Genomic DNA, 12,919 nt, shown 5'->3' on the forward strand with positions numbered 1-12,919 from the left:
ACCAGGAGAACGATCATGAGCGTGACTGACGCCTTCAATACCTTCCAGGAGGTCGTGAACGCCGACATCACATCCGTCCGCGAGGCTCGCGCTCGACGCGACCTTTTCAAGAACGCCTTCGGCGCCGAGGACGACGTGAAGGAGGTCGTCGCGTCCGGATCGCTCGCGCGAGGGACGCACAAGGACCCGATCCACGACGTCGATGTGATCGTCGTCTTCGATCAGGACGCGCACCCCGATTGGGGAACGCCAGGAGACTCTGCCGCGGATGCGCTCAACTACACCCGCGAACGTGTGAATACGCTCCTCGGGTCAACCAACGGCACCTACGACAAGGCCGTCCGGCTGGCGCGATGGCGTAACCATGCAGTCAAGTGCTTCCTCGACGACCCTGACGATCCTAATGCGTTCACTGTTGACGCGATGCCGGCGCTCAGGCGCGACGGGAAGCTCTTGATCCCTGAGGCGCTCTCGGAGGACTGGGTTTCCTGCGACCCCGAGTTCCTTATCGCCGAGGTCGCGAAGAGGCACGCGGCGTGGAACAAGTTCGCTGGGACAGTTCGGATGCTCAAGTGGTGGGCTGCGGAACAAGATACAAAGATCAAGTCCCTCGTCATGGAAGTTCTCGCGCTCGACTTCCTGCCCACGGACGTCAATCAGCCCGCGGCGATCAAGCAGTTCTTCGTCAGCGCTTGCTACTACATCGAGGGCGGGAACGAGGTCGTCGATCCCGCCTACCTATGCGGGCCTATTCAGCCTGACGTCGACTACGGCGAGCTCGTCGAGTGCCTGCGGGCGGCACGAGACAATGCCATCAAGGCGTTCCAGGCTCAGGCGAACAACGACACTGGCTCCGCTATCAAGTATTGGGGGGAGGTCTTTGGTGACGACTTCCCGAAGCCCCCCGCCTCAACCGCGAACCCGGCACCTGCGATACTGCCGGCGACGCCTCGTCCAGTGAAGGACACCCCCCAGGGATGAATCGTGAGCCAGGACTGGACCGTGGTGCAAACACCGGGCCACTCGATCCCGTCCTCTGGATCGTCAGCGAGCCTGGCCGGCTAGCACGGGACCGGGACGAGATCCGTGCGTTCGCACCCCGGCTGGAGTACAAGAGCCCGACAAGCGATTTGCCACACGGTGGATGGATCGGCGCGCTTCCGCGTTGGCCCTTTGATCGGCCGCAGCCCGAAGGTCTCAATGAACTACTCGGCGACGATGCCTTCCATGTTCTCGTCGCCTATTCGGCAGCGCATCCAATGGTGCCCCCTGCCATCTACTCGCTTGACCCGGAGCCGACGATCTGGGAGCAGACACAATCGGCGTGGCATGTAGCGCCGGGCGGATCGCTTTGTCTGCTTCAGAGTGACGGCGGCTGGCAACCTGAAGCGAGCCTCACTGAGCTGTTAGCGAAGGCTTCCGGATGGCGGATCGAGTACGGCTTGATGAAGGCCGGGGTGATCGATCAGATGTCAGTGAATGGCATCGTGTCCGACCCTTCGTATGACCACCTCATCGTGCAGGCAGCCGCAGCAACGGGAGCAGCCGACGAGGGAGATTCTGATGCCCCAGCATGACCCATATATCGTGGTGCCACGAGACGCGATTGACAAGATCGCAGCATCCGCGCTTTCGGGCGGGGCGCTAGTCCTGCGCCGTGTTCCTGCGGACAATATGTACGTTGTCCGGACCGTGGAGACCGCCAAAGACATGCGGCTACCAGCAGACATTCCAGGCGAATACGTCGCGCTGCGTTCAGGGGATCCTCACCATGCTGCCCAATGGATCAGAGTGGCAGCGAACGATGCCCAGATTCACCATCTCTTCCTCTCCAGACGTCCCCAAGCTTTCATCGAATTCGCCAAGTTCAAGGAGATGGTGCCCGGTGTTTCCGACCCCGGAAACGGCCTTGGCATCGTTATTACTCACGACCCTGATCTTCCGCCGGAGCTTGTAGAAGCGGGCGCTTTGGAGTTCGCGGGATGGGCGGTCCGCCGAAGCGGCGTGCACCCGATCCATATCGAAGTCGAACCAGAAGTTATCGGATTGGAGCAGTTGACCGGCAAGTGGCCGATCGAACAACTCGCCGCTAACAGCGTCATGGTCGTGGGCTGCGGCAGCATTGGTAGCGCAGCAGCGGAGGCACTCGCCGGATTTGGAGTCGGGCGTGTAGAACTGCTCGATCCTGACCGGTTCCTCTGGCACAACATGCTGCGGCACGCCCTCGGAACTGAGAGCGTGGGGCGGTACAAGGTTGCGGCGATGAAGGATCACCTCGCCCGCCGTTGGCCGGAACAGACCGTAGTTGCCCACCAACTCGACGTTGTTGCCGATGCTCACTACGCTCGCCCCATCGTCGACAGAGTCGATCTAGTGCTCTGCGCTGCGGACGGCATCGCTCCCCGGCGCGTCGTCAGCCACCTCGCCCGTCGCGCGAACAAGCCAGCGATCTTGGCCTGCGTGCTTGACAACGGCTCGATCGGAGAAGTCATCCGGCTGCGTCCCACTCCCCGGTTCGGATGCCTCCTCTGTCTTCGCCAACACCTCGCAGCTCAAGGCGCTATGGACGCTGAGGCAGATCAAGAACTCGACTACGGAACCGGACGCGTACACCAGCCGATGGCCGCCGTTCCTCCCGATCTCCGGCAGGTCGGAACGTTTGCCGCGAAAGTGGCAGTCGCGACGCTACTCGAATCACTCCATGGCGATCACACTCAGAGGATTCCCGGTGAACACGCAGTCATCGGTCTCCGACCGACGGGCGACCTCGCAGCGCCGTTCAACGTTGGCGAAGTCGGAGACGTTCGCTGGTCGTCCATCCCTGGGCCACGACCGTCATGTGCGACCTGCTCTGCAGAATGAAAGTTCGAGGAATCGTGCCCGCTGTCTCCATTACTGACGCCGCACTGACCGCGATTACGCGCGAGGCCCCACGATCCCTTGACGGACTCGAAACTGGAGGGATCCTGCTCGGAACCGACACGGCGGACGGCGTCCTAATAAGGCACGCCGGCGATGCCGGGCCTAGCGCCGCACGCGGCGAACGCACATTCCTGCGCGACCTCGACCATGCTCGACAGTTCGCGGAATCAGCTTGGGTGGAAGATGGCAGCCAGTGGATAGGTGAATGGCACACCCATCCCACTGGAGAACTCGCCCCCAGCGATGTCGACCTCAACTCCTACATGCGGCATCTACACGACCCTGACCTGGGCTTTGACCAATTCGTCGCCATCATTGCTGGGCTCGACTCCTCTTCGCGCATCATTGTTTCAACGTGGCTGATCGAACGGAATCGGTTCCGGCCAGTGCCACTGATGCGGTTACTCGATGATTCTCCTGAACAGAGAAACACCACCATCGAGGCCACGACCGAGATTAACGCCAAGCCCTACGATCGTGAGGAAACGCTTTGATCTCCGACGCCGCTCGTCCAGAACCATCCGATCCAGTCTTCATCTCATATCGGCAGAAGGACGGGACGGACATCGCCGCGGAACTAGCGTGGCTCTTGCGGACCGCCGGAGTCCCTGTCTGGCGCGATCGAGACGATCTGCCCCCAGGCGACACCGAGGCCCGGCTCAAGCAAGCGATCGCTGCCGGTATTTCCGGCGGCGTCCTCGTAATTACACCCGATGTGGCGAACAGCAGAGTCGTCAAGACGCTGGAGGCACCCCATCTCCTCGCGCTACACGACAACCACGAGGTGTTCGCGCTCGGCATCGCAAACTCAGTCAAGACAGAAGACGGAACAACGGACTATGACGCGCCGGATGGACTCCTAGACCGTCGCCCCGGTACGTTGAGCGGCGTCGATCAGCACCCCGCTGACCGCGATGGCCTGCTTGTGTTGATACGAGGCTTGGTCTGGCATCGAATCGCCTCTCTTCGAGAGCAAATCCAGACTACCGACCAGACGTTCCACTTGAGCCTCCAGACCAGGAATACGCCGCAGGTCTATGACCGCACTGGTGATGAGCTTGATATCCGGCTCAGACCCTCTAGCCACGAGCGTCTTCCGAGCGCCGAAGGGCTTCGAGACCTCAAAGACACCATCGGGTTCCTTCCAGATGCTGTGACACGCTCAAGTGCGCATCGAATCCGTGTTCAAGGAGGCGCCCATCTCTCCGTAGCTTTCGCCGTGGGAGCAGCACTCCCATCGTCACGAATCGGGCACATGGACGTGATCGACCAACAGGGCGTCTCCTGGGCGAGCGATGGCGAATCCCGTTTCACCGCTCAGCCGCAAGTGCGGATCACAGCCGAGGGGAGCAATCCCTCAGCGATCACGTCGGGCCGCGCAGCCGTGGCTGTGTACGTGGATCTACTTCCGCAACGGAGCGATGCCGCGTTCGCTCGGTATCTCGAAGACAGAGCCCCGTTCCTCGCCGCCTGGCGCCACCTAACGAGCGCGAACGACACACTTATCGAACCTTCGGAGGCTGGCTTGATCGCCGCTGATGTTGCCGCCCACATCCGTGGGCTTTCCAACGACAACTCAAACGCGGAGATACACCTCCTCCTGCGTTGCCCGTTCTCGCTGGCGCTTCTCATCGGGCGGTTAACCAACACGCTCCGGTTCGTCGTCTACGAGTGGGACGACTCAGAGCCCACCGAGGGAGATGACTACCGCGCAAGGTACGTGCCGACACTTCGGGTTCGCACATCGGCCAGCGCAGGCGTCATCGAGGAGGTCTTGATCTAAGAGCAAGCTTGATAACTCTCTGGAAAGGTTCGCCGATCTCATCCGCTGCCCGAGGGCCCCTGTTGGGGTGCTCGTCGTCACTGCCTAGCGGCGGTGCACAACTCGTGTGCCAGTGATCCAGCGCCTCCACGCTTGCGGTGACTCATGCGCGCGAGAGTCCGCAAGTCGGCCGCCTGCCGTTCGTCTTCGCGATCCCTGGGTTCGCAGGAACCCAATAAATGGGCGGGTGGGCGTGGACCTGCACGGTGAAGTCGCGATCACGGTGGCGTCAACTGCAAAACTGAGCGCCGCCAGTACTGCACCGTGGCCTACCCAGCCCGTCCTCGCCGACCCGGGGGAAGTAGCCCGCGCTCTCTCGCCTTCGTCACCCACCCTTGTGCTGTCGACAGCGCCACTGTGTTCAGCGCCGCCATAGTCGCGCTCGGATTTGCATCGCCCTGCTGAGTCAGCCGGCCGTGCTGCAGTGCAACCAGCTCGTAGAAATCGGGCACCTTCTTCGGGTCGCCGAGCGGCTTGAGCAGATCGCGCTCGCTGACCTTCCGCCCCGACGGCAGAACGATCTTCCCCCCGGTGATCGTCTCGGTACGCTTCATCGCGAACAGGCGCTTGTTGATCGCGGCCTCGATGCGGGCAGTCGGCAGTTCGCGCAGGAGCTGGCTCGTGATGGGGTCGCCCGGGCGCCAGGGCAGGTAGATCACGCCGGTGATACGCACCTCTTCGGGTACGGCGAAGAGGTGCCGCTGCAAACGGATCATCACGCGGGTGTGCGTGGCCTCGTGCTCGAGGTAGCGCCAGCGGCCATCAGCGGTCTCGTTCTGATCGGAATCCTCCGGAGTGCCCTGGTCGTCGTACCCGAGCACCGCGTCGATCTGATCGCTCGCGTCGTCGTCTCGCTCGCCGGGGAACCGGTTCGGCAGGTACCAGCCCTCGGGCAGGTCGTCCTGCACGAGCAAGCCGTCGAAGGATTGATCGCCTGGACGCGCGACAGAGTTGCTCATACGGCAACTCTAGCCACGACCTCAGATAGTTGCCGAAACATGAGCCTTGATGGTAATCTCAGATACCTGCAAATAGCCGCGTTCCGAAGCGAGGCGCGGGGCTGGTTGGAAGGGGTTCGTCATGGTCGACACCGCTTGGAAGGTCCAGTACTTGAACCGCGCCGAGGCGGCCGAGCGGTGCCGCATCCCGGTCTCGAGCTTCGACAAGCTCAGGCGCGACGGCCTGATTCCCGAGCCCGACGCGCACATGGGCAAGCACTTGCTCTGGAGCGCCGACACCATCGACGAACTCCTCGCACGCGGCGGCACGGAGACCTGATGGCCGGTCGGCCGGGCAGGGACTCCCCGACGCGGTTCGATCCGCGCACGGGTCGGCCGCTGCCCGAGGGCATCCGCTGGCGCACCGACAGGCAGCGGTATCAGGTCCGCGTCGTTGGACCGGGCGTGGACGGGGGAGCGGCCGAGCGATCGCGGATGTTCCTCACCCTCGCCGAGGCCAAGCGAGAACTCGCGAAGATGGTCGCCGGTCGCAACCCGAACGGCTCCATGACGCTCGAGCAGTGGCACGAGAAGTACTGGCCGGCGATCGAGTCATCCGTTCGCCCGGCGACCGCGCGCGGCTACGGCGTGGCCTGGCGGCTGCGTGTGAAGCCGAGCCTCGGTCGGCAGCGGCTCGAGGACATCACGTCGCCGATGATCGAGTCGGCGATGGTCGCGTGGTCGGGCGGAGCATCCGCGAAGAACGACGCGCTCGCCGTGCTGTCGCGCCTCCTCGATGGTGCGCGTCGCTCTCGGTTCATCGACTACAACCCCGCGCGTGAGGTCAAGCGCCCGAGCATGCGCGAGTCGGTCTCGCCGATCTCGCGGGCGTTGACGCTCGACCAGGTTCGCACGCTGCTCGAGTTCGTACCCGAGGGTGCCTATCGCAACTATGTCGCCGCGCTCGTCTACACGGGGATGCGCGCCGGTGAAGCTACCGCGCTCCGCGTCGGCGACGTCGACTTCGAGCGCGGCATCATCCGCGTCAGCCGGTCGCTCAGCCCAGGGCAGCGCGGCGAACTGATCGAGCAGTCGCCGAAGAGTCACAATTCGCGCGAGGTCCCGCTGATCGACGCGCTGCGCCCGTACGCCGAGCAAGCCGCGCGCGGCAAGCAATTGAGCGACCTGCTGTTCTCTGGCCCCGATGGCGGACGGCTCACGAACCACAACGCCCGCCGCGGTGTCGACTGGGAGGCACTGCGCAAGGCGATCGGCCGGCCCGACCTCCGAGTCCACGACCTGCGGCACACATTCGCGACGATCCTGTTCGACGCCGGCGCCAGCGCGCCCGACGTGCAGGCGACGCTCGGCCACTCGAGCCTGCAGATCACCGAGCGGTACTCACGCGCTCGCGAGGGCGTCGCGCTGCGCGCCGGCGCAGCCCTCGACCAGATGCTCGGCGAGGCGGACACGGCTGACAAGAAGAAGGCATCCAAGACGAAGCAGCGCAAGACCACCGAAATGGCCCGCAGGCCGACCCACGCCGACCTTAATGGCCCATTAATGGCCCGCCCTCAGGACAGGCCCGACACGATCGGCCGATAGAACGAAAAACCCCCGGTCTCCCGGGGGTTTCGATTGTGGCTCCGACCGGCATCGATCCGGTGACCTTTCGATTTTCAGTCGAACGCTCTACCAACTGAGCTACAGAGCCTCGAGGCGTGAATGCCTCGTGTTAAGGAGAAAGCCCCTTCTCTCGAAAGGGCTTGTCGCCTGAGCGACCCTGACGGGACTTGAACCCGCGACCTCCGCCGTGACAGGGCGGCACGCTAACCAACTGCGCCACAGGGCCTCGTAATGAGACTGTTCAATTATATTCGCCGTTCAGCGTGACCCCAACGGGATTCGAACCCGTGCTGCCGCCGTGAAAGGGCGGTGTCCTAGGCCGCTAAACGATGGGGCCGGGGGTTTGTGACTCGCACAACCACCGAGAGCCAAGCATACGTGGTGCCCGCCGAGATTCCAAAACGAGGCCGCGGCCGTGCTGCGCCCGGGCGCGTCGCGCGCGTGAGCGGCAACGCGCGAGGCATCCGTGCGCTCTTCCGCCACGCCGGGGGAGTGGCCGCGGAATGCGTGCGTGTGCATGCGAGTGTGGGCTTCGAACGCCTGCTCGAGAGACGGCGCGGGGGCCCGACCCTGCGTGGACGGGGAACCATGGACCGAACCACTGCACACCGGCCGAACACGACCCGCCGACGGCGGCCTACGGGGCGCCGCCGGCTGATGCGGCGTGCCGTCGCGGGCATTGCCGCGGCCGCGCTGGCCGTCAGCCTGCCGCTGGCGCAGCCGGGCTCGCCGGCGGTCGCCGCCACGTATCCCAGCTGGGACGAGCTGCAGGCGGCCAAGGCGAACACCGCCGCCGGGGCGGCCGCGGTCGAGAACATCATCGCCCTCATCGGCCAGCTCGAGGTGAACGTCGAGACGACCCGCGCCGAGGCCGAGCGGCGCATGGTCGAGCTCATGGAGGCGCAGGACCGCTACGACGACGCGGTGCGGCGTGCCGACGAGATCCAGGCGCAGGCGGATGCCTCGGCCGCCGAGGCCGACACCGCGAAGCGCAACGCGGGCCAGGTGGCGGCGCAGCTGTACCAGACCGGCGGCAACGACCTCGGGGCGAGCCTCATGTTCGACTCGGGCAACGCGCAGTCGACCGACAAACTGCTGGCCAAGCTCGGCAGCATGGACAAGATGGTCGAGCGCACGTCGGCGATCTACCAGCGCGCGCAGGAGCAGGCGAACACGGCGAAGTCGCTCGGCGCCCAGGCCGAGCTCGCGCAGGCCGAACGCGAGAAGCTGCGCGTCGCCGCCGAGGAGGCGCTCGCGGCCGCGCAGGAGGCGCAGGCCGCGGCCGAGGCGGCGCTCGCGGAGTCGCAGGCGAAGAAGACCGAGCTCGAGGCGCAGCTAGCGTTCCTCCGCGACGTCGAGGCGAAGACCACCGCCGCCTACCAGGAGGGCGAGCGGATTCGCCAGGAGGAGGAGCGGAAGCGCCGCGAGGAGGCGATGCGCGCGGGTGCGCCGGGCGCGGTCGCGAGCTCCGGCTGGGCGCGCCCGGCGGCCGGTCGCATCACCGACGGCTTCGGCCCCCGCGAGGTCATCTGCGGCGGCGGCGGATGCTCCGGCGGCTATCACTACGGCTACGACATCGGCACCGGCTGTGGCGCGCCGATCTACGCGGCGAACAGCGGCGTGGTGACCATCGCCGGGTACACGGGCACGTACGGCAACTACGTGAAGATCAACCACGGCGGCGGCATCTCGACCGGCTATGCCCACATCCGCGAGGGCGGAATCCTCGTCGGCAACGGCCAGTGGGTCGATGCAGGACAGCACATCGCGTGGAGCGGCACGACCGGAGCATCCACGGGCTGCCACCTGCACTTCGAGGTCTGGAACGGCGGCACCCGGATCAACCCCGGACCGTTCATGGCCGACCGGGGGGTGGGCCTTGGCTGAGCACCGCACCCGCCCCGTCTCGCGCGTGAAGCCCGCGACGTTGTTCTCGAGCGTCGCGATCGGCGCCGTCACCGCCTCGGTGGCCGCCGCGGGCGGGCCCGCGTACGCCGCTCCCGACTACCCGTCGTGGTCGGAGATCGAGCAGGCGAAGCAGAACGAGCAGGCCAAGCAGGCCGAGATCGCGAAGATCGAGGAGCTGCTCGGCGGGCTTCGCGCGAGGGCGCAGGAGGCCACCGAGGCCTCGATGATCGCCGCCGAACAGCACCGCAACACCCTCCTCGAGCGTGACGAGGCGCAGGCGCGCGCGGAGCAGCTCGGGAAGCAGGCCGACGAGGCCGCCGCCGTCGCCGAGATCTCGCGCATGCGGGCGGGCCTCGTCGCGGCGCATCTCGCCAAGCGCGCCGACGGCGGGCTGACGAGCGAGCTGGCGTTCTCGGGCGACCCCGACGGACTGCTCAAGCAGCTCGGCACCGCCTCCAAGCTCGGCGAGCACTCGCAGGCGCTCTACGACCAGGCACTGGCCGACAAGAACTCGGCCGAGGCGCTCGGGCGGCAGGCCGAGAAGGCGACGGCCGAACGCGAGCGACTGGCGAAGCTCGCCGAGGAGCAGGCCGAGGCGTCGAGGGTTGCGGCCGAGGCATCCATGGCGGCGGTTGCGGAGCAGGAGCAGCGTTCGGCGCAGCTGTACGAACAGCTCGCACTCTTGAAGGACACCACGGCGGAGCTCGAGCGACAGCGCGCCGAAGGCCGCGCACTGGAGGCCGCCGAAGAGGCGATCCGCAACGCGCCCCCGGCTCCAGCCCCCGCGCCCGCCCCGGCACCCGCCCCGGGCGACGGCGGCGGCGCCCCGGCTCCGGCCCCGAATCCGCCGCCGAACCCCGCGCCGCCGAATCAGAACGCGGTCGAGACGGCGATCGCCTTCGCGAGCGCCCAGCTCGGCAAGCCCTACTCCTCGCCCGGCGACTCGTACAACACCTGGGACTGCTCGGGCCTCACGCTCGCCGCGTACCGCGCCGCCGGCATCTCCATCGGCACCCACTCGGCGACGAACCAGTACTACACGCTCGCCGGCCGGGGCAAGGCGATCTCTCCGAGGGACGTCCAGCGCGGCGACCTGCTCTTCTGGGGCGGGGGCGGCAGCTACTACCACGTGGCGATCTACCTCGGCGGGGGCAAGATCCTGGAGGCGCCGGACTACGGCAAGACGGTGCGCATCTGGCCGGTCTGGGGCTCGCCGTCGGCGGCGGCCCGCCCCGCGGGCTGACCCGCCAGTTGGATGACGAAGGGGCGCGAACCACACGGTTCGCGCCCCTTCGTCGTGTCGATCAGTGACCGGGGTACGCCTCGATCGCCTTCTGGATCAGCGCCTCGGCCTCGGCGGCGTTCGCCCAGCCCTCGGTCTTGACCCACTTGCCGGGCTCCAGGTCCTTGTAGTGCTCGAAGAAGTGCTCGATCTCCTTCTTCGTGTACTCGGGGATCGAGTCGACGTCCTGGATGTGGTTCCAGCGCGGGTCGCCCGCGGGCACCGCGATGACCTTGGCATCGCCGCCGCCGTCGTCGGTCATGTGGAAGACGCCGACGGGGCGCACCTTCACGCCGACGCCGGGGAAGAGCGGGTACTCGAGCAGCACGAGCACGTCGAGCGGGTCGCCGTCGTCGCCCAATGTGTTCTCGAAGAAGCCGTAGTCGGTCGGGTAGACGAAGCCGGTGTAGAGCACGCGGTCGAGGAAGACCCGGCCGGTCTCGTGGTCGACCTCGTACTTGTTGCGGCTCCCCTTCGGGATCTCGATGACGGCGGTGTACTCGCCCATGTGGTGCTCCTGTCGGTGAAGTCGGTGACGGTGACGTCGGGCCGGCCGCCCTGCGGGGGCGCGCGATCGGCGGAATAAGGTTACCGTGATGCCCTCAGACGACCAGACGGATGCCTCGCGCCGCCCACGGCTGACCCCGGCGATGGCCGACGTGCGGCGGGCCGTGCGGGCCGTGCTGCCGAGCGCCGCGCCTGCGTCCGCGCAACGCGCCGCAGCATCGGATGCCTCCGTCCCCGAGCCGCTCGTGCTCGTCGCGCTCTCCGGCGGGGCGGACTCGCTCGCGCTCGCCGCGGCGGCCGCGTTCGAGGCGCCGCGCGCGGGCTGGCGTGCCGGTGCGGTCGTCGTCGACCACGGCCTGCAGCCGGGCTCGGCGGATGCCGCCGAGCGGGCGGCGCAGGCCGCGCGTGGGCTTGGGCTCGCCCCGGTCGTCATCCGCCGGGTCGTGGTCGCGTCGGATGGTGACGGGCCCGAGGCATCCGCTCGTGCCGCCCGCTATGCGGCGCTCGACGCGGTCGCCACCGAGACGGGCGCCGCGATGGTGCTGCTCGGCCACACGCTCGACGACCAGGCGGAGACCGTGCTGCTCGGCCTGGCGCGCGGATCGGGCGGGCAGAGCCTCTCGGGCATGGCCTCGCGCTCGGGCCGGTACGCGCGGCCGCTGCTCGGCATCCGTCGCGCGACGACCTGGCAGGCGTGTCTCGATGCGGGCCTGGAGCCGTGGGACGACCCGCACAACGCCGACCCCGCGTACGCGCGCGTCCGCGTGCGCGCGCGTGTGCTGCCCGTCCTCGAGGCCGAGCTCGGCCCCGGCATCGCCGAGGCGCTCGCGCGCACGGCCGAGCAGCTGCGAGAAGACGAGCAGGCGTTCGACGCCCAGATCGAGGAGTTCATCGAGGAGGTGTGCGAACCCGCCGAGGCGGGCATCGCGGTCTCCGTCGGATGGCTCGCCGCGAACCCGGCGGCCCTCCGCCAGCGCGTGCTCCGCCACGTCGTCGGCAGCGAGTTCGGCGTCTCGCTCACCCGCGCGCAGACGCTCGAGGTCGCCCGGCTCGTCACCGACTGGCACGGTCAGGGGCCGATCGACCTGCCGGGCGGCATCCGCGCGACCCGGGCCGGACGGCACCTCGTCTTCTCCACCACCGGCTCGGCCGAGGTCCTCCCGCACGACCACTGAGACGCCCGAGCAGCGCGCCTGCGAGGAGACCGCGCACGGCCACCCCTTCGTCACGGCGTAGGCTCGTGGCATCCGTTCGCCGATCACGACAGGAGCACCGGATGTACGCGCGCGAGATCGAGGCCGACCTGACCGAGGTCCTCGTCACCGAGGCCGAGATCCACGCGAAGCTCGCCGAGCTCGCCCGCCGCATCGAAGCCGACTACGAGGGGCGCGACCTGCTGCTCGTCGGCGTGCTGAAGGGCGCCGTCATGGTCATGGCCGACCTCGCCCGCGAGCTCCGGCCGCACGTCAACATGGACTGGATGGCCGTCTCGAGCTACGGCACCGGCACGAAGTCCAGCGGCGTCGTGAAGATCCTGAAGGACCTCGACACCGACCTCACCGGCCGCGACGTGCTCATCGTCGAGGACATCATCGACTCGGGGCTCACCCTCAGCTGGCTGCGCGAGAACCTCGAGTCCCGCGGTGCGGCGAGCGTCGAGATCTGCGCGCTGCTGCGCAAGCCGGATGCCGCGAAGGTCGACGTCGATGTGCGCTACCTCGGCTTCGACATCCCGAACCAGTTCGTCGTCGGCTACGGCCTCGACTACGCCGAGCGGTACCGGAACCTCCGCGACGTCGCGATCCTCGCCCCGCACGTCTACTCCTGAGGCCGAACCGGCCCGTCGCCCGCACCGGCCGGGCGAGCTGAGGGGGCCTCGCGCCCACAGCGAACATACGGCCTGCGCCCAGCGCC

General features: G+C 67.2%; 13 protein-coding genes and 3 tRNA genes. 11 read left to right on the plus strand and 5 right to left on the minus strand.

Annotated elements, in window-relative coordinates; genetic code table 11:
• The first annotated feature begins 15 nt into the window (after positions 1 to 15).
• Genes ABIQ69_RS03750 through ABIQ69_RS03770 form a run of 5 tightly spaced genes read left to right on the plus strand, consistent with a single transcriptional unit; the run spans position 16 to position 4,705 of the window.
• Positions 16 to 981, plus strand: coding sequence for a nucleotidyltransferase domain-containing protein (locus ABIQ69_RS03750; protein WP_350349063.1), 966 nt, complete (start codon positions 16 to 18; stop codon positions 979 to 981).
• Entirely contained in the window at positions 978 to 1,577 is a 600-nt protein-coding gene (locus tag ABIQ69_RS03755) for a hypothetical protein (RefSeq protein WP_350349064.1), read from the plus strand. Before ABIQ69_RS03750 ends, ABIQ69_RS03755 begins: the two co-directional genes overlap by 4 nt.
• A complete protein-coding gene (locus ABIQ69_RS03760; protein ID WP_350349065.1) occupies positions 1,564 to 2,862 on the plus strand; it encodes a ThiF family adenylyltransferase in 1,299 nt (432 codons plus the stop codon). Before ABIQ69_RS03755 ends, ABIQ69_RS03760 begins: the two co-directional genes overlap by 14 nt.
• Complete coding sequence (locus ABIQ69_RS03765) at positions 2,838 to 3,416, plus strand: Mov34/MPN/PAD-1 family protein (protein ID WP_350349066.1); 579 nt, start codon at positions 2,838 to 2,840, stop codon at positions 3,414 to 3,416. Before ABIQ69_RS03760 ends, ABIQ69_RS03765 begins: the two co-directional genes overlap by 25 nt.
• Positions 3,413 to 4,705, plus strand: coding sequence for an SAVED domain-containing protein (locus ABIQ69_RS03770; protein WP_350349067.1), 1,293 nt, complete (start codon positions 3,413 to 3,415; stop codon positions 4,703 to 4,705). Before ABIQ69_RS03765 ends, ABIQ69_RS03770 begins: the two co-directional genes overlap by 4 nt.
• 308 nt (positions 4,706 to 5,013) lie before the next feature.
• Here ABIQ69_RS03770 and ABIQ69_RS03775 read toward each other — a convergent pair whose 3' ends face one another.
• Positions 5,014 to 5,703 carry a hypothetical protein gene (locus ABIQ69_RS03775; RefSeq protein WP_350349068.1) on the minus strand — a complete coding sequence of 230 codons (690 nt, stop codon included), beginning with the start codon at positions 5,701 to 5,703 and terminating at the stop codon, positions 5,014 to 5,016.
• Positions 5,704 to 5,824: 121 nt separating this feature from the next.
• Here ABIQ69_RS03775 and ABIQ69_RS03780 point away from each other — a divergent pair, with 121 nt between their 5' ends.
• Together ABIQ69_RS03780 and ABIQ69_RS03785 are read left to right on the plus strand one after the other, a co-directional pair.
• Positions 5,825 to 6,022: a hypothetical protein gene (locus tag ABIQ69_RS03780; RefSeq protein ID WP_350349069.1), complete on the plus strand. Its 198-nt coding sequence runs from the start codon at positions 5,825 to 5,827 to the stop codon at positions 6,020 to 6,022.
• Positions 6,022 to 7,287, plus strand: a complete 1,266-nt coding sequence (locus ABIQ69_RS03785) for a tyrosine-type recombinase/integrase (RefSeq protein WP_350349070.1) — start codon at positions 6,022 to 6,024, stop codon at positions 7,285 to 7,287. Before ABIQ69_RS03780 ends, ABIQ69_RS03785 begins: the two co-directional genes overlap by 1 nt.
• 36 nt (positions 7,288 to 7,323) lie before the next feature.
• On the opposite strand, the gene ABIQ69_RS03790 is transcribed toward ABIQ69_RS03785, so the two are convergent.
• From ABIQ69_RS03790 to ABIQ69_RS03800, 3 genes are all read right to left on the minus strand, one after another.
• Positions 7,324 to 7,396, minus strand: a tRNA-Phe gene (locus ABIQ69_RS03790).
• A gap of 64 nt (positions 7,397 to 7,460) precedes the next feature.
• Positions 7,461 to 7,534, minus strand: a tRNA-Asp gene (locus ABIQ69_RS03795).
• Positions 7,535 to 7,572: 38 nt separating this feature from the next.
• Positions 7,573 to 7,645, minus strand: a tRNA-Glu gene (locus ABIQ69_RS03800).
• A gap of 320 nt (positions 7,646 to 7,965) precedes the next feature.
• Here ABIQ69_RS03800 and ABIQ69_RS03805 point away from each other — a divergent pair.
• Both ABIQ69_RS03805 and ABIQ69_RS03810 read left to right on the plus strand, forming a co-directional pair.
• The gene (locus ABIQ69_RS03805) at positions 7,966 to 9,195 is read left to right on the plus strand and encodes a M23 family metallopeptidase (RefSeq protein WP_350349071.1); all 1,230 of its coding nucleotides are present in this window, start codon (positions 7,966 to 7,968) and stop codon (positions 9,193 to 9,195) included.
• On the plus strand, positions 9,188 to 10,459 hold the full coding sequence (locus ABIQ69_RS03810; protein WP_350349072.1) for an NlpC/P60 family protein: 1,272 nt from the start codon (positions 9,188 to 9,190) through the stop codon (positions 10,457 to 10,459). The genes ABIQ69_RS03805 and ABIQ69_RS03810 overlap by 8 nt, the downstream gene beginning before the upstream one ends.
• Before the next feature lie 61 nt (positions 10,460 to 10,520).
• On the opposite strand, the gene ppa is transcribed toward ABIQ69_RS03810, so the two are convergent.
• On the minus strand, positions 10,521 to 11,006 hold the full coding sequence (ppa, locus tag ABIQ69_RS03815) for an inorganic diphosphatase (RefSeq protein WP_350349073.1): 486 nt from the start codon (positions 11,004 to 11,006) through the stop codon (positions 10,521 to 10,523).
• A gap of 88 nt (positions 11,007 to 11,094) precedes the next feature.
• Here ppa and tilS point away from each other — a divergent pair, with 88 nt between their 5' ends.
• Together tilS and hpt are read left to right on the plus strand one after the other, a co-directional pair.
• The gene (gene tilS, locus ABIQ69_RS03820) at positions 11,095 to 12,180 is read left to right on the plus strand and encodes a tRNA lysidine(34) synthetase TilS (protein ID WP_350349074.1); all 1,086 of its coding nucleotides are present in this window, start codon (positions 11,095 to 11,097) and stop codon (positions 12,178 to 12,180) included.
• A gap of 101 nt (positions 12,181 to 12,281) precedes the next feature.
• Entirely contained in the window at positions 12,282 to 12,833 is a 552-nt protein-coding gene (hpt, locus tag ABIQ69_RS03825; RefSeq protein ID WP_350349075.1) for a hypoxanthine phosphoribosyltransferase, read from the plus strand.
• The last annotated feature ends 86 nt before the right edge of the window (positions 12,834 to 12,919 follow it).

Source organism: Agromyces sp. G08B096, from assembly GCF_040267705.1.
In the GTDB taxonomy this organism is placed as follows: Bacteria; Actinomycetota; Actinomycetes; order Actinomycetales; family Microbacteriaceae; genus Agromyces.

Bases quoted from the DNA above. Each gene is read 5' to 3' on its own strand.
- ABIQ69_RS03785 (WP_350349070.1), top strand. From the start codon at position 6,022: ATGGCCGGTCGGCCGGGCAGGGACTCCCCGACGCGGTTCGATCCGCGC.
- ppa (WP_350349073.1), bottom strand. From the start codon at position 11,006: ATGGGCGAGTACACCGCCGTCATCGAGATCCCGAAGGGGAGCCGCAAC.
- ABIQ69_RS03750 (WP_350349063.1), top strand. From the start codon at position 16: ATGAGCGTGACTGACGCCTTCAATACCTTCCAGGAGGTCGTGAACGCC.
- ABIQ69_RS03805 (WP_350349071.1), top strand. From the start codon at position 7,966: ATGCGGCGTGCCGTCGCGGGCATTGCCGCGGCCGCGCTGGCCGTCAGC.
- ABIQ69_RS03760 (WP_350349065.1), top strand. From the start codon at position 1,564: ATGCCCCAGCATGACCCATATATCGTGGTGCCACGAGACGCGATTGAC.
- ABIQ69_RS03755 (WP_350349064.1), top strand. From the start codon at position 978: ATGAATCGTGAGCCAGGACTGGACCGTGGTGCAAACACCGGGCCACTC.
- hpt (WP_350349075.1), top strand. From the start codon at position 12,282: ATGTACGCGCGCGAGATCGAGGCCGACCTGACCGAGGTCCTCGTCACC.
- ABIQ69_RS03765 (WP_350349066.1), top strand. From the start codon at position 2,838: ATGTGCGACCTGCTCTGCAGAATGAAAGTTCGAGGAATCGTGCCCGCT.
- tilS (WP_350349074.1), top strand. From the start codon at position 11,095: ATGCCCTCAGACGACCAGACGGATGCCTCGCGCCGCCCACGGCTGACC.
- ABIQ69_RS03780 (WP_350349069.1), top strand. From the start codon at position 5,825: ATGGTCGACACCGCTTGGAAGGTCCAGTACTTGAACCGCGCCGAGGCG.
- ABIQ69_RS03775 (WP_350349068.1), bottom strand. From the start codon at position 5,703: ATGAGCAACTCTGTCGCGCGTCCAGGCGATCAATCCTTCGACGGCTTG.